Genomic DNA, 19,994 nt, shown 5'->3' on the forward strand with positions numbered 1-19,994 from the left:
ATGACCAGGTTTCTTTCCGTCTGCCGCTTTGCCGACAAACTGTTCTTCTGGCTCAACGCCATTATCGTAGGCGCGATTCTCGCGGCAATGTCCGTCCTCGTCTTTTATGGAATCGTGGCGCGCTATGTGCTCGATGCGCCACCATTTTGGGGCGAGGAGACGGCGCGCTTCATGATGTTCTTTCTCGTGCTGACGGGAAGCGCCCTCGCCATACGGCTTTACCAGCATCCGCGGCTTACCATGTTTGCCGATATGCTGCCCGTTCGCGGCGGCAAATGGCTCTCTGTCATAAGCGATGCGGTGGTCCTGGGAACGCTCATCGTTCTCCTTGTTCAAGGTATCCAGCTTGCCATCGAGGAAGGGATCATGCGTACGCCCGCGCTGCGCATCTCCTATTTCTGGATCTATCTCGCCTATCCCGTTGGTGCGGGGCTGGGGCTCCTGCAACTGATCGGAGCGCATCTTGCACCGAAGCTTGCCGAAGAGATCAATGATGGCGGGGAGGGCACCCATTGATGGTTTCGCCACTTGCTCTTCTGCTCGTCACGTTCTTTGCCATGATGGTGGCCGGCGTACCGCTTTCTTTCGCAATGCTGGCAAGCACCATAGCACCTACGGAAGGGATGAGCCTCGGCAAGTGAGACGCCGGTGCGCGCAGCTTTTCGCTGCAAGCGCGCACCGCTTGAGGCGGCCATGGCCAGTCAGAATTTCTCTAGAATGCGAATGCTCACAACCCATTCCGGAGAGACCGACCATGACCATTTCCAACACTATACCCGCTGATGCCGTACTGGTAGCGATCGACATCGCCAAGGTGCGCAATGAAGTTCTGATCGAAGTACCTGGTGACAAGCGCCGTCGTCGGCTGCAGGTCCTTAACAATCGCGCGGAACACGATCGGCTGATTGAGATTCTCCAATCGTATGGTCGACCGATCGTTTGCGGTTTCGAAGCAACTGGTAATTATCACCGACCCATCGCATGGCGGCTGGCTGAAGCGGTCTTCGAGGTGCGGCTGGTGTCATCATTGGCTCTGGCTCGAACCAGGGAGGCTTTGCATAACGGCTGGGACAAGAACGATCCCAAGGATGCGCAGGTGATCTTGCATATGCTTAGGATCCAGGCGACGCAGGCCTATCATGATCCGCTGCGTGCCGGCATCAACGACGTACAGGAACTGTCGAAGACGCATGAAGCGATCGCCAAGGCCAAGACCGAGATCCAGCATCGTATCCTGACGCATTACCTGCCGCTGTATTTTCCCGAGATCGAGCGCATCAGGGGAAACAGCCGTAGCGATTGGTTTTTCGCGTTTCTCGATGCCTTTCCAACACCGGCCAGCATCACGGCGCTGACGAAGGAAGAGTTCGTAACAGCAGCCTGGGATGTCGTCGGTCGCAAGGTCAGCAAGACACAGATTCTTATGGATATTTACGAGATGGCGCGTACATCGATCGGACTGCCGCTACCGCTTGATGCCCCTGCCATTCGCATGTTCCGGATGGTTGTTGCCGAAGCACGCAGCCTGATCCGGCAGCGCAATGAGATCGAGGCCCAGGCCGATGAGTTGCTGCGGCACAGTCACGACTATCAACTCCTACGGCAGATCCCGGGCATCGGGCCAATCAATGCGCTGACGATCATTGCCGAAGCCGGAGATCTTCGTCGCTTTCACCATCACCGCCAGTTTCTCAAGTTCTGTGGACTGGACCTGTCGACACAGCAGTCTGGCCAATACCGCGGTCAGACCCGGCTTTCAAAGTTCGGCAATGCTCGGCTGCGGCGCACCCTGTGGATCGCCGGGCAAGTTGCTGTCCGCCAGCGAGAGAACGGCTTCCGGCACAAATTCGAACGCTACATAGCAAGAGATCGCGACAATCCAGATCTGCGCCGTAAGGCAATGACCGCAATTACCGCCAAGATGGCCCGTGTCGTGCACGCGGTCATCAAAGGTGGTTCAGACTACCGGCCCTTTGTCGAAGGGCGGGTGCCAGGTGGAAGAACCACTGTCAGCTAGAGCCGTGAGGGCATCGCAAACGATGACCCTGTAGATAATGCTCGGGTCTTCCGCCTGGATCAGAAGCTCGTGTTGAGGACGGTGAGGGCCACAATGATGGACCCTGTGTTTGCTATGGACGAGACCTTTTCCCTTGCTCGTGGAAGCCGCCTGGTTCGGCCATGCATCTTGACGAGCGCCATGCAGCGAGAGCATGCTGGCGGACAGAGACGTTTTGACCCTCTGCCTCATTTCCTTCCGCTCTTAGGACGTTGTCTATTTCCTCTTTGTCGGGCAGCCGCTCTATCTCGTGGTGCAGCAGTTCTTCATCGGCATAGACAGCTTTACCCTGCTGGCCATTCCCTTTTTTATGCTCGCCGGCGATCTCATGGTCGTTTCTGGCACTGCGGAGAGGATGCTCAAATTCTCCAATGCGATCGTTGGCCGTTTTCGCGGCGGCGTGGGCTATGTGACGATTGTTTCCAGCATGCTGTTTGGCGGCTGCTCGGGTTCCGCCATTTCCGAGATCGCCGGTCTCGGGCGGATGCAGGTGCGCATGATGGAGAGCGGTGGTTTTGCTCGGCCCTTCGCTACGGCGCTCGCCGTTGCCGCTTCCATCAAGGGAGCCATCATTCCGCCCAGCATTCCGATGGTACTGGTCGGCGCGATCACTGGAACCTCGATCGGCGGGCTCCTGGTTGGTGGTGCGGTGCCCGGCGTTCTTGTCGCCGTCGCGATGGCGATCGTCGTCATTCTCACATCGCGCGGGATGCGCCCGGCACGGGACGAAAAATTATCGCCGCGTGCATTCGCCACCATTTGCCTGGAGTCGGTCCCTTTCCTGGCCATGCCCTTCATCATACTGGGCGGCATATTGACGGGCCTCTTCACTCCGACGGAAGCATCGGCGGCCGCGGTCGCCTACGGCCTCCTGTTGCTCGTGGTGAGCAAGGGCAGTGCACTCGACTGGAAAAACCTCGTCCTGCTCTTCGTGCGCTCTGGCACACTCGCTGCCGTGGTTCTCTTGCTTTCTGGTGCATCCGCGGTCTTTTCCTGGGTGCTGGCGGCGGAGAAGGTGCCTGAGCTTATCGCCAGCCTCCTGTTCGGCATCACCGACAACAAATATGTGATCCTCCTGATCATCAACGTTTTCCTGCTCCTCTGGGGCATGGTCATGGACATGCTGCCGGCCATCTTTATCATCGTGCCTATGCTGATGCCGCTTGCGGTAAAGCTCGGCATAGACCCGGTGCATTTTGGCGTGGTCGTCGTCTTCAATCTGGTGATCGGCCTCATCACGCCGCCCTATGGAGCGGCCCTTTTCACCGGCTCGATCGTCACCCGTGTTCCACTGGAAAAGATCGTCCGCAGCATGTGGCCTTTCATGCTGGCGGCGATCGCGGTCTTGATGATCATCACCTATATTCCACAGACCGTGCTGTTGCTGCCGCGTCTGTTCGGACTGAATTAAACTATGCGGGGAAAGAGTATGGATAGCGATATTGCGCGCCCGATCACGAGCCTGCCGGCGTTAATCGTCAAGGAACTTGCGAGCCTGGTCGGCGGCCGCATTTCGGTTGCACCATCCGATCTCTATGTGCGTGGCAAGGGAGAGTGCTATCATCCCTCCTTTCCACCAGACATTATCTGCTTTCCCGAAACCACAGAGGAGGTTTCCGCGGTCGCGAAACTGGCGCGGCGCGAAAGCATTCCGGTCGTACCGTTCGGGGCGGGAACTTCGCTTGAAGGGCACACGGCCGCCCTTCAAGGCGGTATCTGCATCGATCTCAGCCGCATGGGTCGGATCATTGAGGTCCGGCCGGAGGATATGGACGTCACTGTCGAGGCCGGCGTGACGCGCAAGCAGTTGAACAGTTATATCCGCGATACGGGCCTGTTCTTTCCCGTGGACCCCGGCGCCGACGCAACGATCGGCGGCATGGCAGCCACCCGCGCGTCTGGCACCAATGCGGTGCGCTACGGCACGATGCGGGAGAATGTGCTGGCGCTTACCGTGGTCCTGCCTGATGGCTCCATCGTCAAGACCGCCAATCGCGCCCGCAAATCGTCGGCTGGATATGATCTCACCCGGCTTTTCATAGGATCGGAGGGGACGCTCGGGATCATCACCGAGATCACGCTCAAGCTCCACGGGATTCCCGAGGCCATCGTCTCGGCGGTCTGCAGCTTTCCCAATGCCGCTGCGGCGGTGAACGCAGCGATCGAGACGATCCAGAGTGGCATTCCGGTCGCCCGGATTGAATTCATCGATCAGGTGGGTATGGATGCCGTCAATCGCTTCGCCGGGCTTGATTATCCTGTGGCGCCAGCGCTGTTCTTCGAATTCCATGGTTCCTGGACTGGCGTCGAGGAACAGGCGGAAAGAGCAGGCGAGATCGCCACCGCCAACGGCGGTGCGGCCTTTGCCTGGGCTTCGTCGCCGGAGGAGCGCAGCAAGCTCTGGCAGGCGCGTCACGATTTCCATTACGCCATCATGGCGCTGCGTCCAGGAGCAAAGATCTGGGGTACCGATGTCTGCGTGCCGATTTCCAGGCTGGTGGACTGCATCGAATTCGCACGGACCGACGCCGCCGATGCTCCATTTCCGGTAAGCACACTCGGGCATGTCGGCGATGGCAATTTCCATATGAGCTACGTGATCGATCCCGAAAACGCAGCGGAGCGGCAAAAGGCGGAAGAATTGGCTTCGCGGCTGGGTTTCCATGCGCTCTCGCTCGGTGGCACCTGCACCGGCGAACACGGCATCGACTATGGCAAAACAAAGTTCATGATGGCCGAACACGGCGCACCGGCCATTGCGCTGATGCGCCTCATCAAGTCTTCGATCGATCCGGACGGGCTATTCAATCCGGGAAAGATTCTGCCTGGATTCAATCACTTTGATCGTGGCACCGAGTTCACCGATCGAGCGTGACCTACCCGGTCGGCTATGAGAGCGTTTCGCAGTTCAGCCGCGAAGTAAGCGGCTCTTCGGCGCACCGGCCCGGCAAGACACCGGAAAACTGCAGAACATCGTTGATCCTGGACCATAGGTTAGCTCGGAGCACATGCGTGGATCCGCTCGTGCCGCGATAGCTTTTCTCTACCCCCAGATCATCCCATTCGATGGTCGCGCCCTTGTGTTGCCCGCTGCTGGTGATGACGATCCGCGATCCCGGGGTTTCGCGGAGCTTGGGCAGCAGACGCCGAACTGGAGCTCGAACCCCTGCCGGGTGGTCTTCCACGTCGGAACCGTCACGCCGGCATTGTTAATCAGCGCGTCGATGCGCGGCGCCTTCGCGGCGAGTGCCGCCGCGCCGCGTATGCTTTCGATATCCGCCTGATCGAGTGGCAGGAAGGCGAGATCGGCGTGGGGGGCTTCCGCCCGAATGCTTGCCATGGCGGCCTCCGCCTTTGCCCTGTCGCGGCGGGCAAGCAGTACGCGCACGCCGCGTTTCGCCAACACGCGTGCCGTCTCCAAGCCGATGCCGCTGTTCGCGCCGGTGACGAGGAAGCATTTGCCCGACTGCGGCGTGCAATCGGAGACGGAGGTACGCCTGTTCAGGACCCACTTAAGCGACGGAAAGCGCTGAGTGATAAACGTCAGCTTTGTTTGGTAGATGCCCGAAAGCCACCAGTCGGCAATCGGCCCCTAACGAACCGCTATACATCTCGAAAGGTCTCTCAACTCAATCTCGTTCGAGAGCGGGAATAAACACGTATGCTTCTATGTTGCAGTACGAAATAATTCACCACAGTCACCGATGAAAAATATCTCTAGTGAATCATAGGAGAGACGTGTTTGTTGCAACTAATGATTAAATCCTGCCCCCGCAACCAGTTCAAGCATAAATCATTAGAAATTGACGTATAATCAGATGCTTAGGCCGCCTCACGGCGGCCGTTTGCATTTGCCACGTAGCACACTATCTCGAACACCCTTTGCCCGGCACGGCAGCTTTGCGCCGCCAATGTCGACCATAGCGGTAATCTTTGCCGATGTTCGAAAGCTGACATCGTCGGTGAACACATCGGAAGTCGCGGTCTGTATTCGTAGCATCATCCCGAAGGCCAAGTGCATCTCATGGATTTCCATGAGATGCGTCTGAGCGGCGGCGGGATTACGGTGAGGCGGTGCGTTCGCCAGACCAGATACCGAGAACAAATGCTATATTGAGCGCTGATAGTCCCCAGGCTTCCCTATTCGGCAGGAGGAACCAAATGATGCGCGTCTGGTCGCACCGTCCGCGATTCTCGTATCTGGGGCTTTTTATTGTGTCCTATGTGTTGGGCAGCGGATTCGCCCAGTCGCTCGCGATCGTACCGGGAACGGGTATTTCCATTTGGCCTCCGAGCGGGCTTTTCATCGCCACGCTTGTCCTCACCCCCGGCCCAAGCTGGCCGTGGTGGGTGCTGGGAGGCTGCCTGGCTGAACTGTTTAGCAATGCCCTATGGTTTGATAGTCCGCTGCGTGCAGCCTTTCTGATCTATACCGGCAATGCTCTTGAAGCGGTGGTCGGCGCATGGCTCGTGAACCGGTTCTGCGGGCGACCGGTTCGGTTGGAAACCCTGCGGGAAGCTCTCGCATTTATCGTGGCGGGCGCAGGAATTGCGCCTGTTATAAGCGCGACTATCGGAAGTGCGACGCTTGCTTGGTTCGGCGTCCAGTCGCAATCCTTCGTGGCGGCCTGGCCCTTGTGGTGGATCGGGGACGCCACCGGGGTCCTGATCGTGGCGCCACTGGCGCTGGTCGTGTTGCAGAACTGGCGCGGCAAAGCTCGGTTCTCGGCCGCACAATGGGTGGAAGCCTGCATCGTGGGACTGATATTCCTCGGTGTCGCCGCCCTTTCCCTGAGTGGTTACCTGCCCTTTGCCTACATCATCATGCCGCCCCTCCTTTGGGTGGCGGTGCGCTTCGAGTTCAAGGGCGTCGCCGTAACCCTGACCTTGCTTGCCCTGATCACGGCGGTATTCACAATATCCGGCGTCAGCCAATTTGCCGGTGATCCGGGGTCGCGGAGGCATAAGCAGGTAATGCTGCAGCTATTCCTGGCCATCTCGGCATTTTCGGCGCTCATCGTGGCTGCCATATCCCGACAGCATCAACTGGCGGTGCTCACATTGCACCAAGGCGTGGACGCATTGCGTGAGCGTGAGCGGGAACTGTCACAGCTCGTAAACATGGTTCCGAGCCATGTCTGGCGTCTGACACCCGATGGCGAACCGACTTTCTTCAATAAGCGCATGGTCGAGTTCATTGGCCTGGACGTACCGGAGATGGACAAACCGGGGATGACCCGGCTGGCGGCGATGATAGAGGCTTCCATTCATCCGGACGATGCGGCGGGGTTTAGGGACGCAATCGGCCGCAGCCTCGTGACCGGCGAGCCTTTTTCAATGCGTTATCGCCTGCGCCGCGCCGACGGCGTCTATCACTGGATGTCAAGTCAGGCGGAGCCGATGCGCGATCAAGACGGCCGCATCGTCCAATGGTACGGCTTGTGTCATGATATTGACGATGAGGTGTACGCTCAGCAGGCGTTGCACGATCGGGAACGGGAACTTCGGCAGCTTGTCGACACCTTGCCGGTCCACATCTGGAGCTGGACGCCGGCTGGCAAGCTGGCCTACGTCAACAAGCGATCTTCGGAGGATCTCGGCCTCCCCGGGGCTAACTTCGAAGATATGACGAGGGTGGCGCAAGAGCTGATTCATCCCGAAGATGCTCCTGAGGTGCTGCGTGCATCAGCCAACAGCCTCAAAACGGGCAACACCTTCATTAAGCGATATCGTCGGCGCTGGAAAGATGGCAGTTATCGCTGGATAGAGGCGCGCGCACAGCCCTTGCGCGATCAAGATGGAACAATCGTGCACTGGTACCAGGTTTCCATCGATGTCGACGAAGAGGTGCGCGCGCAGCAGGCGTTGCGCGACCGGGAACGGGAGCTCCAGCAGCTTGTGGACATGGTTCCCGTCCAGATCAGGCGTCTGACGCCGGAAGGCAAGCCGACATTCTTCAACAAGCGCCTGCTCGATTTCTTCGGCTTGAGGGACGTATCGCAGTTGGACAAGCCCGGCATGACCAGGCTCGCGGCGGCCTTGCAGACCCTCGTCCATCCCGAAGACGCAGCTAGCCTGCTGCAGACGGTCCGCCACTCCCTTGCTACCGGCGAGCCCTATTTTATGAAATACCGCATGCGCCGCGCGGACGGCGAATATCGCTGGGTCGATGGTCGCGGTGAGGCGGTGCGGGACCAGGATGGAGCTATTCTTCAATGGTATGCCATTTCCATCGATATCGACGATGAGATGCGTGCCCAGGAAGCATTGCGCGCCCGGGAGCGCGAGCTCCGGCAACTGATCGACGCCGTGCCCGCCTTGATCTGGGCCACAACGCCGGATGGAACGCCGTCCTACGTCAACAAGCGCTTCAGGGATGTAACGGGGGCCACCCTCGAGGATATCACCGCACCTGATGGATCGCCGTCCCTGAGCGTGATCCATCCCGACGACAGAGATGTGGCCCGCCAGGCCGTCAACCATTCATTCAAGACAGGCGTCCCCTATGTTCAGAGATATCGTCAGCTCCGATCCGGCGGCAATTATCGCTGGACCGAGACCCGCGCGGAGCCGTTGAGAGATGATAACGGCGCCATCCTCCAGTGGTACGGCGTTAGCGTGGATATCCACGATCTGGTGATCGCGCAGGAAGCCCTGCAGCAAAGCGAGCGGCAGCTGGAGCAAATGATCGATGCCTTGCCAATCAACATCCTGAGCTTCGCTCCTTCAGGCAAGATCACCTATACCAGCAAGCGGTATCTGGAGAATGTCGGTTCGCCGATGGCACATATTCGGGATTTCGATGCGCTCGCCCGGGACCTCGCTCATCCTGAAGATTTCTCGTCAATGCACCGGAGGGCGTCGGATGGCTTTGCGACCGGCCAGCCTTTCGTGAACCGGTTCCGCCGGCGCGACAAGCAAGGCGTCTATCGCTGGATAGAGGCTCGCGCACAACCATTGCGCGACGCGAATGGCGCGGTCGTGCAGTGGTATATCATTTCAATCGACCTCGAAGACGAGATGCGCGCGCAGCAGGCGTTGCGCGAAAGAGAGCGCACACTCCGCCAGCTTGTCGAAACGCTACCGGCAATGCTCGATTGTGTCGGGCCGAATTGCGAGCCGATATATCGCAGCCAGCAACTTCGCGAATTCCTGGGATACGAGCTTGAAGAATTGGGCGGAACGGAAAAGTCCCGATTGACCGGCACCCTGGAGACAAGCGTCCATCCCGACGACCTGGCTGGTGTCAAAGAGAAATACGCGCATTCGCTGGTCACCGGCGAGCCCTATGCGCGGAGACATCGCCTGCGCCGCTTCGATGGCGAATATCGCTGGGTCGAGATGCGCGCCGCACCGATGCGCAACGCCGAAGGCGCCATTGTGCAGTGGAATGTCATCTGCCTGGACATTGATAGCGAGGTTCGGACGCAGGAACAGCTGCGTCTGGCGCAAGAGAGCCTCGCACGTGCCAGCCAGGCGGCAAGCCTTGCTGAACTTTCGGCATCAATCGCCCATGAGGTCAATCAGCCATTGGCGGCAGTCGTTGCCAACTCGCATGCCTGCCAGCGCTGGCTCACGGCCGAGCCGCCAAATCTGGAACGTGCTCAGAAGACGGTGGAGCGTATTATTCGTGACGCAAATGCCGCCGCCGATGTGGTGAGCCGCATTCGTGCCTTGTTCAAGCAATCCGTGGAGACAAGGACGAACGCGACGCTCGACAGCGTTATTGCCGAGGCGCTTGAGCTCATGGCCGAGGAGGCGTTGCGGTATCGTGTTCGCATGGACGTCGATATCGAAAGCGACCTTCCGCTTGTCGCGCTCGATCGCGTCCAGATTCAGCAGGTTCTGATCAATCTCATCCGTAATGGGATGGAGGCGATGGATTCCACTGCGGGCGACAGGGTTCTCGGGATACGTGTGCGCAGGGTGGAGGATGCGATCCAGACGGAGATCAGCGATCGCGGCGGCGGCATCGAGTTTCCGGAGAAAATATTCGAGCCGTTCTTCACGACGAAGCGGAATGGAATGGGCATGGGGTTGGCGATCTGCCGATCCATCATCGAGTCTCACGACGGCCGGTTGTGGATGGAGAAGAACGAGCCGCACGGAGCAAGATTCATCTTCACGTTGCCCGTTGAAGCGAAGGCGGCGGCATGACGGCTAAGAATAACGGACTTTCGTCGTCCATAACGGGTGCGCTTTCAAGAAATATCGGGCGATCTCGTCATATCTCCAGGCGATGCATGGATTTCCATAAGGTGCGCATGGGGTATGGCGGGGTTAGGGTATGCCGTGAGCTCGCGATAACCGCGTCTCATGGGAGGTTCTGGGCGGAGGAGAGAGAACTGCGTGGGACGATATTCATCTTCACGTTGCCGGTCGAGGCGAAAGCGGCGTCATGACGACGGATAACCAAATTGTCTTCATCGTGGACGATGATGAACGCATTCGGGAGGCGCTTGGTGAACTGCTTGCCTCGCACGGCATGCGTGCTATCGCGTTCGAATCGGCCAGCCGCTACATCGGCGCGGAAAAGCCTGATATCCCAGCCTGCCTTATCCTCGATGTCGAGTTGCCCGATATCAATGGCCTGGATCTGCAGAGGCAGATCGCGGAGGGGGATCATCCGCCGATCGTTTTCATAACGGGACATGGCGACATCCCGTCTTCGGTGCGTGCGATCAAGCACGGCGCGGTGGATTTCCTGACCAAGCCGTTCTGCGATGCGGATCTCATAGCCGCGATCCACGCGGCGATCGCCCAGGATCGGGAGAAGAGATCGGAACGCGCCGAACTCGGCGTGCTGAGGCAACGCTATCTCGACCTGACGCCTCGGGAGCGTGAAGTGCTGCCACTGGTGGTGAGCGGTCTTCTCAACAAGCAGGCGGCTGCTGAACTGGGGATCAGCGAGGTCACGCTGCAAATTCATAGAAGGAACGTCATGCAGAAAATGGGAGCGGCATCGCTCGCAGATCTCGTGCGTATCGCTGAGCGGTTGGAAATACCGATCACTCATTCGCGCCGGGCGGGAGGGGGCGGCACATGAGTAAGCGAAGACCGGTTATCGCGGTTGTCGATGACGATCCAAGGCTGCTTGAATCACTGCAGGATCTTCTGGAGTCGGCGGGCTATGCCGCGCACGGCTTCCCGTCAGCGGGATCGCTGCTCGCCAGCGGGCTATCGGGCATGGACGTGCTCATCACGGATATCGGCATGCCTGGCATGGACGGCTTTGAACTTCGTGATCTGGTGAAGAAGGCACGTCCAGAACTCCCGGTGTTTTTGATCACCGGCCGCCACGAGATAGCGGACCAGGACCGCGCCCTGGGCATCCGCGGTTTCTTCCGCAAGCCTTTCGATGCCCAGGCCCTGCTTGCGGCCGTCGGAGATGCCTTAAACGATCGAGAAAATGGAGGGTGAGCATGAGAATTGAACAGCCGCTCCCGCGGAGATCGGCACCGTTATCGCAGCAGCGAAGAAGTGAAGCGGAGCCGCCGCTCGTCATTATTGTCGATGACGATGCATCCGTTCGGGAGGCACTGGCGGAGTTGATCCTGTCGGTGGGTTTCCAGCCGGTTTGCTTCGCCTCGACGCGCGAATTGCTTGAAGCCGACGTATTGGATAGCCTTGGCTGCCTGATCCTCGATATTCGCATGCCGGGAGCAAGCGGTCTCGATTTGCAGCAGCATCTGGCCCAGAACGGCAATCCCAAGCCAATCATCTTCTTGACCGGGCACGGCGACATTCCGATGACCGTCCAGGCGATGAAAGCCGGCGCTGTCGATTTTCTCACCAAGCCGGTGCGGGACCAGACATTGCTTGATGCTGTATTTGCGGGCATTGCGACGGATGCCGCACGGCGGGCGGAAGCAGCGATCGTCAAACGCAACATCGAGCGGCTTGGGACGCTAACACCGCGCGAGCGCGAGGTGCTGCATCAGGTGGCGCGCGGACGCCTCAACAAGCAGATCGCCTTCGACCTTGGTATCAGCGAAGTGACTGTTAAACTGCATCGCGGCAATGTCATGCGCAAGATGGAAGCTGCTTCCATCGGGGAGCTGATCCGTGCATGGGAAACATTACCCGCGCCGATGCGCGAGGCAGGCACGACCAAGACCTTGGCTTGAACCCGGCGACCGGATTGCCAGGCGCCGGAAGAACGGTTGCGGATGGGAGGTTTCCTTCAGTGTCCCTGCAATGCGCGGCCTTCAACGGTGGGAGGTCTACTACTCCTGACCGCCGTGTCTGAGCGTGATCAGGTAAGTGCCAGGCCTCCATCGACGGCGATCACCTGCCCGGTCACCCACTCCGATCCCGGATCGGCCAGATGGATAATCCATCTTGCGACGTCGTCCGGAGTGCCGCGTCGTTGGAGCGGTATCTGCTCGCGTTCCGCTTCCTCGATAACCGCTGCATGCTCAGGAGAGAGCCCCATCATGCCCGTCAGCGCTCCCGATTCGGTCGGGCCGGCAGCGACGGCGTTGACACGCACGCCCTGTGGCGCGAGTTCGAGCGCCCAACAGCGGGTCAGGTGTTCCAGCGCCGCCTTGCTGGCGGCATAGTGGGAGAGACCAGCCCCCGGCTTGTGGCCGAATGTGCTCGAGATATTGATGATGGCTCCCCTCGCCGTCGCCAGATGCGGAAGTGCCGCCGCAGCCAGCAGGCTTGGACCGACGACATTCACGGCAAAGATGTTCGTGATCTTCTCAGCGGTAACGTCGCCCAGAGGCATGAGAGCGCCAGCGCCGGCATTGTTGACGAGAATGTCGAGACGGCCCCATGTGTCGATTGCCTTCGCAATGGTGCGCGGGGCATCCTCGGGCTCCGCGGCATCGGCGACGAAGCCGGTTATGTCTGGGTGCTCGGCGACCGTCTTCTCCAGCATCACCGAGCGACGTCCCGTGACGATGACCTTCGCACCTTGGCTGGCAAAGCGCAGCGCTGCCGCGCGGCCGATACCGGAGCTTCCACCGGTGACGATGACGACTTTGTTATCTAGTGCAGACATGAACTCGATCCTGGTTAGCTTCCTGGCTGGGTAGATTGTCGGGGTGGCGGGCTTCCGGCGAACGTTCAGGAAAAAACACCGTGATCGGATCGCTCGCCGGGAAGGTCAGTTGCAACAACTACGACACGCGGACTCATTAACCCAATGAGTCCGCGCCTTGGTTCGCCCTTACTCAACTAGCGATCAGTAGTCCCAGAAGACCGGCACCCAACGAAAGGCGTCGCCGTCAACCGCCACCCGTCCAACGGACGGGAACGGCAGGTGAGTGGCCACCAGCTGTTCGCCGGTCGCCGCCAGCTCCGTCAGAAGACGGACACGAACGCGAGCCGCCTCTTCGGGGTCGTGCTCGAAGCCGTTGTACCAGTCGGGATGATCGAACCCGACCGCAAAAATGGCATCACCGGCAAATGTCAGGCCTTCGCCGCCAGATGCCAGACGGACGATACTGTGTCCGGGAGTGTGGCCGCCAGTGCGATGGACGACCACTCCTGGCGCCACCTCATATCGATCATCGAATTGCCGCAGATGGCTCCGATATTCTTCTATGAACCGCTTGGCGGTTGCCCTGAGTGCGTCCGGAAAACCCTGCGGCATGTGGACATGGGTGAAGTCGGGCGACTCCCAAAATTTGACCTCGGCGGCCGCCACGTGGATCCGCAGGTCCGGCCGCAGCCGGTCTTTCACGCCTTCGACGAGGAGACCGCCGATGTGGTCCATGTGCAAGTGCGTAAGCACCAAGTCGGTCACGGACGCAAGATCGATACCGGCTGAGTCCAGCCGCTTGACCAACTGTCCGGCCCGCGGCAAGTTCAAATTCGGGTCCAGTCCCAGCCCGGCGTCGATCAGTATCGTCTGATCACCGCTACGCACGAGGGCCACGTTCAGCGACCAGTCGAAAGCATCCGCCGGCAAGAACATGTCGCCCAGCCAGGCGGCCCGGGCGGCGGGGTCTGCGTTATGTCCCAGCATTTCTGTTGGGAGCGGCAGTACTCCGTCGCTGATCACCAGCACTTCAATTTCGCCGACCTGCACCGCGTAGCGCGACGGCACCAACTCTTCGGTCCCAGGCTTGCTAGGGTGTAAGGTGTTATTCAGGTTCATGTTTCTCTCCTGTTGATCCGCCGCCTACACGGGGCATCTTTGCGTGTTCAAATCTGTTTCAGAAATCCTAGACTTCATTCGTCGTAGGGTGTCGTCAGTTCCGTTTCGTCGGTGTCAACGACGAATACCGCCAGCAGGCGGGCGGGCTCGGTTGTGCTGGCATTTTCGCTGACGCCGTGGCGGTCACCCGGAAGCTCGGCAAAGCTTTCGCCGGCGCGATAGGTGGTTATCGGACCATCATTGACCTTGCTGCGGATCGCGCCCTCGAGAACCGTCGCGTAAATGAAGGCCGAATTCGGATGCGTATGAGCCGGAGACATGCCGCCGGGCTCATACTCGACCAATACGGCGCGCATGCTCTTGCCCGGCACGTTGGGCAGCTTGTGATCGAAGACCAGCATGACTTTGTCGCCATGCGAGCCGCCGGCCAGGGCCCCGGTCGCGAAGGTGGCGAAGAGGGCTGTGGCAAAGAGAAATGTCCTGTTCATTGTCTTGGCTCCAGTTGGTGGTTGAGGATGGGGGATCGCCGGCGCGGGAGGGGAACGGCCGGCGACCGGGCTCTCGCCAGAAATGGGCGCGAGCCTATGACCTGATGAACGCGAGCAGGTCGGGATTCACCACATCGGCATGCGTGGCGCACATGCCATGCGAGAAGTCCTCGTAAACCTTGAGCACGCTGTTTTTCAGGAGCTTTGCCGATAGCGGTGCGGAATCGGCAAACGGCACGATCTGGTCGTCCTTGCTGTGCATGACAAGCGTCGGCACGTCGATGGCCTTGAGATCCTCGGTAAAATCGGTCTCCGAGAACGCCTTGATGCCATCGTAATGTGCCTTCGCACCGCCCATCATGCCCTGCCGCCACCAGTTCTGGATGACGCTCGCAATGGGTTCTGCGCCCGGCCTGTTGAAGCCGTAGAACGGACCCGAAGGGAAATCGACGTAGAACTGCGTCCGGTTCTCGGCCAGTGACTTGCGCAATTCGTCGAACACCTCGATCGGCAATCCGCCTGGATTGGCCGGCGTCTTCACCATGATCGGCGGCACCGCGCCGATGAGGACTAGCTTTGCCGCGCGTTCCTTGCCATGGCGGGCCACATAGCGGGCCGCTTCGCCGCCGCCGGTGGAATGGCCGATATGGATGGTGTTCCTGAGGTTGAGATGCTCGATCACGGCCGCCACGTCAGCGGCATAATGGTCCATGTCGTGGCCGTCGCTCACCTGCGACGAGCGACCGTGGCCGCGCCGGTCATGGGCGATAACGCGACATCCTTTATCGAGGAAATAGAGCATCTGCGTATCCCAGTCGTCGCCGCTCAGCGGCCATCCGTGGTGGAAGACGATCGGCTGGGCATCCTTCGGTCCCCAATCCTTGTAGAAGATTTCGGTACCGTCCTTGGTGGTGATCGTGCTCATTGTCATTGTTCCTTTGTCTGAATGGTCAGAGGGAAGGTTTTGCGCCCGTTGTGCCTGCGCGGGCGCAGTCATTGGCAGACCAGCCGCAACCGTGGCGGCCAGCGCACCCAGCAAGACATCACGGCGTGATGCTCCTGATGGGGAAAGAAAGCTGTCTTTCAAGGTTTCGCTCCTTCACTTTGAGCACGCGGCCCGCGCATGTCTGGTGGATCAGTGCCGCTGGAGCGAAGCCTGGCTGAACCAATCTTCGAAGCGCTTCGCGCCGATACGCGGATTGTCGCCAGGGACGAGCGACCGGTCGTCCAGTTCCGTGCCGAAATAGCGGGCGTGAGGATCCGCGATTACCTTGCGGGGATCGTTTGTTGCCTTCAGATAACGCGCGACAAGGTCGCTCATGCGGACCGGTTCGGGCCCGGCGATCTCGATCATGCCGTTGATCGGCGCGGAGAGCGCCACATCGGCCATGACGTCGGCGACGTCGTCGGACGCGATCGGCTGGAAATAGGCGGAGGGGAGGGGAACAGTATCCCCGACCGTCGCGGACTGAGCGATGCCGCCCAGGAACTCGAAGAACTGCGTCGAGCGAACGATGGTGTAGGGTATTCCGGATTGCTTGATCAGTTTTTCCTGGGCCATCTTGGCACGCAGATATCCGCTATTAGGCAGACGTTCGGTCCCAACGATCGAGAGCGCGATGTGGTGCTTCACACCAGCCTTCGCTTCCGCGGCGAGCAGGTTTCGACCGGAGGTCTCGAAGAACTCAAGGACGGCCTTGTCCTCAAACGAGGGGGAATTCGCCAGATCGAGGACAACCTGCGCTCCTGCCAGAGCCTCGGCCAATCCTTCGCCCGTAATGGTGTTCACGCCGCTATTGGGCGATGCGGCGATCACTTCATGGCCCTTCTTGCGCAGCCTCTCGACCGTCTTCGACCCGATGAGCCCGGTGCCGCCAATAATCACGATCTTCATATCGAACCTCCTTGTTCGCATTCCATGGGTTGAGTTATCTGCCTGGATCGGCCAATCGGGCGGCTCGCATCACGGCGCCTTTGCGGCGTCTTCGATGAGCGAGGTGACCTCGCCGGGATGCGAAACCATGAGCGCGGGATGTGCCCGCGATGACCACGGGTTTTCTCCTGTTGCGGTCGTCTGACATGCAGGAGAATGCGCCGACTCGATGCGCGAGCCTATCCAACAGACGGATCGGTCATATGATGCGAAGGTCTAGGACCGATGCTTCCAGAGAAGGGGGAGTTTGGGGCGGGAGGGGGGTATCAATCTGGTCGAAATGGCATGAGGCAGCGGCCAGCATTCACAAAACCGGGGCTCCCGGGGAGGCGCAATAAGTTTTCCCCTTCGGTGAATGGCCGACGGTGTTCGATGATGCCAAGATGACCACGGCGCTCCTCAGTCGCTTGAGCCATCATTGCGATATTGTTGAAGCCGGAAAAATCCTGGCGCTTCAGCGTCAGGGGCCACCATGGGGGCGGCGATGGAGAGGTGGTAGCCGGCCTCATATGTCCCGTTGACACCCATGTGAGGCCGGTTTCCGTTTACAGACCGACGGCCTTGCGCAAGGCATCGTTCATGCGGCCCTGCCAGCCTCGTCCAGTGGCTTTGAACCGATCGACAACATCCTGATCCAGTCGGATGGTCACGGGCGTCTTTGGCTTCTCAAGGCGCGGACGGCCTCGAACAGCCTTCTCCATCTGCTCTGCCAGACGCGGGAAAGCTTCCTTGAATGGCTTCGCCTCGGCGATTTGCTCGTCGGTCAGTTCCGGGTTATCCGGATCAGCTTCGATCATCTTTTGGATTTCTGCCTCCTCTTTCTTTGTGAGGGGGCGCTTAGAGGAAAACTTGATGCTCATAGGAGCCTCCTTTCCTTCTGGCTTGCGGGGCGCATGGAGATCACCGAAAGGGCTTCGGAGCCGAGAGGGCGAAACACCACGGCAATGATGATTTGGCCGTTGAATTCGCCAATGGCAACAAAGCGGCCTTCCTTCGCAGGGGCAACCTTGGCCGACAGGAAGAACTCGAAGTTCAGATCAGCGAAGTCCAAGCCATGCTTGTCAATGTTGGTCAGTCGCTTAGGTTCGTCTCATGTGATCTTCATAAAATGTACGTACATTAATTCGTGCTGTTACGCAAGAATAATCGTATATACAATTAATGATTTTTTGTACGTACAAGCTGGAGAACCCATTCCTAGCTAGACGCGATCTGGTCGAGTTCGGCGAACGACATACCAAGCTCCGCTTCAAGCCGCACAAGCCGTCGGCTGACCATCGGCTTGGAGATGCCAGGCACAGCGCGGCCGAAGCGGCGCCTCCCGCATCAGCAACTTTGATGAGTGTCCGGAGATCTTCGATATCCACTCAGCGTTCCTCATTCTGCGACACAGCTTGGCACAGACAAGGACTACCGTACCACAAACAGGAATGACAGGGTTCATCCCGCGACAACGTCTCGGAGGGCCCATGTCTTTTGAGCAAACGCGCTTCAACAAACCGCCAACACAGGATGAACCCATGACCTTTCGTAACGGTCTCGACTCACTTCTCCGCCCCGAAGACTCCGTCCTCGTTCTGATCGATCATCAGCCTTACCAGCTGGCGAACCTGAACAGCCACGATCCGCAAGCTGTGGTCAACCAGACGACCGCGCTGGCGAAGCTGGCAAAAGCCTTCAATGTTCCGACCATTCTCACCAGCGTTATCGCGGCGCGCGGCGGACTTCTCTTTAAGCAGATCACCGACGTATTTCCGGACCAGGAAGTCATCGATCGCACCTGGGTGAACACCTGGCAGGACGAGAATGTGGTGAACGTCGTCAAGGCGACCGGCCGCAAGCAACTGATCATCGCCGGCCTGTGGACCGAGGTCTGCGTCGCAATGCCTGTCATCCAGGCCGCCGGCGAAGGCTGGGATGTGACCGTGATCACTGACGCGTCGGGCGGGATTTCGAAGGAGTCTCACGAAGTTGCCATCCAGCGAATGATTGCGGCCGGCGCGAACGTGATGACCGTGATGGCGCTTGCTGGCGAATGGCAACGCGATTGGGCGCGCACCGGGCATGTCGAGGAGCTGACCCAGATTCTCATCCAGCACTTCAGCGGCAGCGGCATCGCCTATCTTTGGGAGCAGCAGTTGCTCAACACGCCGGTGCCGACCACCAAAGGCGGGCACTAGAACCTAACGGGGATGACGGGGTTCTCGATGAACGTATCGCACGAGCCCGGACGGTGGGGTGTATCTCGTCGTCCCTTTTCATGACAGGTCGAAGTCCGAAGCACCGGCTTGATTGTACGCATGATGAATTTCCAGCGTCAGTCGCCGGCGTAGACTGACAATATCCAGGGGCTAAAAATGGAAATCGGTATCGACAGTTTTGCAGCCATCCTGCCGGATCCGATCTCCGGCAAGCTTCCTTCGGCGACCGAGCGTATGGCCGAACTCATCGAGGAGGTCGTCGTCGCGGACCGCGTCGGGCTCGATGTCTTCGGCATAGGCGAGCATCATCGCGAGGAGTTTCTCGATTCTGCACCGACTGTCATTCTGGCCGCGGCAGCGGCGCGAACCAGCCGGATCAGATTGACGAGTGCAGTGACGGTTCTGAGCGCTGCCGACCCGGTGCGGGTCTTTCAGGAGTTCGCAACCCTCGATCTGATTTCCGCAGGCCGTGCGGAAGTCGTTGCCGGCCGAGGTTCCTTCGTGGAAGCCTATCCGCTGTTCGGTCTGGACACACGCGACTATGACGACCTTTTTGCGGAAAAGCTCGATCTGTTTCTCCAGCTTGGCGAGACGACCAATGTGACATGGGAAGGTCGCTTCCGTCCGGCCCTCAAGGGGCAAGGCGTTTTTCCGCGTCCGCATCAACCGCGGCTCCCAATATGGATCGGCGTAGGTGGCACACCGCAATCCTTCGTTCGTGCCGGTGCGCTTGGCCTTCCGCTGATGATCGCGATCATCGGCGGGAGCTTCGAGCGCTTCCGTCCGCTTGTCGACCTTTATCGCGAGGCAGGCGCTCGCGCGGGGCATAGCCCCGAGGTGCTCAAGGTCGGTGTTCACGCAATGGGATTCGTCGGCGAGACCGATATCGGAGCCAGGGATGCATTCTTTCCCGGCTGGGCACATCTCACCTCGAAGATCGGTCGTGAGCGCGGCTGGTCGCCCCCGTCGCGCCAGCAATTTGACGTCATGGCAGGCCCGGATGGCGCATTCCTGGTCGGTAACCCGAAGACGGTCGCTGCCAAGATGCTGCGGGCCAGCGAAACGCTTGGCGGCGTCTCGCGCATCACCTTTCAGATGAGCACGGCCTCCCTCGACACGGCAGCGATGAAGCAATCCATCGAGCTTCTGGGCAACGAGGTGGCGCCGATCGTTCGGCAGGCATAGGTGCCAGGTCGTATCGCAAAGC

At 59.5% G+C, this 19,994-nt stretch carries 18 protein-coding genes and 4 pseudogenes; 13 read left to right on the forward strand and 9 right to left on the reverse strand.

Translation table 11 applies throughout. From position 1 onward, the window contains the following. The 5 genes and pseudogenes from ATN84_RS25220 (at position 1) to ATN84_RS25235 (ending at position 4,931) form a co-directional block, all read left to right on the forward strand. Complete coding sequence (locus ATN84_RS25220) at positions 1-516, forward strand: TRAP transporter small permease (RefSeq protein ID WP_068885282.1); 516 nt, start codon at positions 1-3, stop codon at positions 514-516. Continuing rightward, positions 516-641 (forward strand): hypothetical protein, encoded by a 126-nt coding sequence (locus ATN84_RS28050; protein WP_280139626.1) that lies wholly within the window; start codon positions 516-518, stop codon positions 639-641. Before ATN84_RS25220 ends, ATN84_RS28050 begins: the two co-directional genes overlap by 1 nt. A 113-nt stretch (positions 642-754) precedes the next feature. Then, positions 755-2,051 (forward strand): annotated as a pseudogene (locus ATN84_RS25225) (IS110 family RNA-guided transposase). Positions 2,052-2,282: 231 nt separating this feature from the next. Beyond that, positions 2,283-3,467, forward strand: a pseudogene (locus ATN84_RS25230) (TRAP transporter large permease); the annotation flags it as partial. Between the two features lie 18 nt (positions 3,468-3,485). Then, positions 3,486-4,931 (forward strand): FAD-binding oxidoreductase, encoded by a 1,446-nt coding sequence (locus ATN84_RS25235; RefSeq protein WP_068885285.1) that lies wholly within the window; start codon positions 3,486-3,488, stop codon positions 4,929-4,931. 168 nt (positions 4,932-5,099) lie between these two features. On the opposite strand, the gene ATN84_RS27960 is transcribed toward ATN84_RS25235, so the two are convergent. Continuing rightward, positions 5,100-5,462: an SDR family NAD(P)-dependent oxidoreductase gene (locus ATN84_RS27960; protein ID WP_342027702.1), complete on the reverse strand. Its 363-nt coding sequence runs from the start codon at positions 5,460-5,462 to the stop codon at positions 5,100-5,102. On the opposite strand from ATN84_RS27960, the gene ATN84_RS28100 reads away from it, so the two are divergent. The 5 genes from ATN84_RS28100 to ATN84_RS25270 all read left to right on the forward strand — a co-directional run bounded on the left by ATN84_RS28100 (position 5,386) and on the right by ATN84_RS25270 (position 12,183). Next, positions 5,386-5,589, forward strand: a complete 204-nt coding sequence (locus ATN84_RS28100) for a hypothetical protein (protein ID WP_068885287.1) — start codon at positions 5,386-5,388, stop codon at positions 5,587-5,589. The two genes, ATN84_RS27960 and ATN84_RS28100, sit on opposite strands and share 77 nt — an antisense overlap. 628 nt (positions 5,590-6,217) lie before the next feature. Then, complete coding sequence (locus ATN84_RS25255; RefSeq protein ID WP_068885289.1) at positions 6,218-10,213, forward strand: PAS domain-containing protein; 3,996 nt, start codon at positions 6,218-6,220, stop codon at positions 10,211-10,213. 241 nt (positions 10,214-10,454) lie between these two features. Beyond that, the gene (locus ATN84_RS25260; protein WP_068885290.1) at positions 10,455-11,102 is read left to right on the forward strand and encodes a response regulator transcription factor; all 648 of its coding nucleotides are present in this window, start codon (positions 10,455-10,457) and stop codon (positions 11,100-11,102) included. Then, positions 11,099-11,476: a response regulator transcription factor gene (locus ATN84_RS25265; protein ID WP_068885291.1), complete on the forward strand. Its 378-nt coding sequence runs from the start codon at positions 11,099-11,101 to the stop codon at positions 11,474-11,476. Before ATN84_RS25260 ends, ATN84_RS25265 begins: the two co-directional genes overlap by 4 nt. Positions 11,477-11,478: 2 nt before the next feature. Continuing rightward, a complete protein-coding gene (locus tag ATN84_RS25270; protein ID WP_068885292.1) occupies positions 11,479-12,183 on the forward strand; it encodes a response regulator transcription factor in 705 nt (234 codons plus the stop codon). 128 nt (positions 12,184-12,311) lie between these two features. On the opposite strand, the gene ATN84_RS25275 is transcribed toward ATN84_RS25270, so the two are convergent. The 5 genes from ATN84_RS25275 to ATN84_RS25295 form a co-directional block, all read right to left on the reverse strand. Continuing rightward, positions 12,312-13,064: an SDR family NAD(P)-dependent oxidoreductase gene (locus ATN84_RS25275; protein ID WP_068885293.1), complete on the reverse strand. Its 753-nt coding sequence runs from the start codon at positions 13,062-13,064 to the stop codon at positions 12,312-12,314. Positions 13,065-13,247: 183 nt separating this feature from the next. Next, a complete protein-coding gene (locus ATN84_RS25280; RefSeq protein ID WP_068885294.1) occupies positions 13,248-14,165 on the reverse strand; it encodes an MBL fold metallo-hydrolase in 918 nt (305 codons plus the stop codon). 74 nt (positions 14,166-14,239) lie between these two features. Next, entirely contained in the window at positions 14,240-14,653 is a 414-nt protein-coding gene (locus ATN84_RS25285) for a cupin domain-containing protein (RefSeq protein WP_068885295.1), read from the reverse strand. Between the two features lie 94 nt (positions 14,654-14,747). Continuing rightward, positions 14,748-15,578, reverse strand: a complete 831-nt coding sequence (locus ATN84_RS25290; protein ID WP_068885296.1) for an alpha/beta fold hydrolase — start codon at positions 15,576-15,578, stop codon at positions 14,748-14,750. Positions 15,579-15,788: 210 nt separating this feature from the next. Beyond that, entirely contained in the window at positions 15,789-16,547 is a 759-nt protein-coding gene (locus ATN84_RS25295) for an SDR family oxidoreductase (protein ID WP_068885297.1), read from the reverse strand. Between the two features lie 386 nt (positions 16,548-16,933). On the opposite strand from ATN84_RS25295, the pseudogene ATN84_RS27965 reads away from it, so the two are divergent. After that, positions 16,934-17,219 (forward strand): annotated as a pseudogene (locus ATN84_RS27965) (ATP-binding protein); the annotation flags it as partial. Here the strand turns inward: ATN84_RS27965 and ATN84_RS25300 are convergent. From ATN84_RS25300 to ATN84_RS27970, 3 genes and pseudogenes are all read right to left on the reverse strand, one after another. Beyond that, complete coding sequence (locus tag ATN84_RS25300) at positions 17,132-17,446, reverse strand: BrnA antitoxin family protein (RefSeq protein WP_068885298.1); 315 nt, start codon at positions 17,444-17,446, stop codon at positions 17,132-17,134. The pseudogene ATN84_RS27965 and the gene ATN84_RS25300 overlap by 88 nt on opposite strands. Beyond that, entirely contained in the window at positions 17,443-17,661 is a 219-nt protein-coding gene (locus tag ATN84_RS25305; protein ID WP_244491227.1) for a BrnT family toxin, read from the reverse strand. The genes ATN84_RS25300 and ATN84_RS25305 overlap by 4 nt, the downstream gene beginning before the upstream one ends. A gap of 158 nt (positions 17,662-17,819) precedes the next feature. Then, a pseudogene (locus tag ATN84_RS27970) lies at positions 17,820-17,953 on the reverse strand (LysR family transcriptional regulator); the annotation flags it as partial. Positions 17,954-18,106: 153 nt separating this feature from the next. Between ATN84_RS27970 and ATN84_RS25310 the strand changes: the two are divergent. Then, positions 18,107-18,766: a hydrolase gene (locus tag ATN84_RS25310; RefSeq protein WP_046796893.1), complete on the forward strand. Its 660-nt coding sequence runs from the start codon at positions 18,107-18,109 to the stop codon at positions 18,764-18,766. A 177-nt stretch (positions 18,767-18,943) separates the two neighbouring features. After that, positions 18,944-19,972: an LLM class flavin-dependent oxidoreductase gene (locus tag ATN84_RS25315; protein ID WP_068885299.1), complete on the forward strand. Its 1,029-nt coding sequence runs from the start codon at positions 18,944-18,946 to the stop codon at positions 19,970-19,972. Positions 19,973-19,994: the final 22 nt, after the last annotated feature.

It is taken from the genome of Paramesorhizobium deserti, assembly GCF_001558695.1.
In the GTDB taxonomy this organism is placed as follows: Bacteria; Pseudomonadota; Alphaproteobacteria; order Rhizobiales; family Rhizobiaceae; genus Paramesorhizobium; species Paramesorhizobium deserti.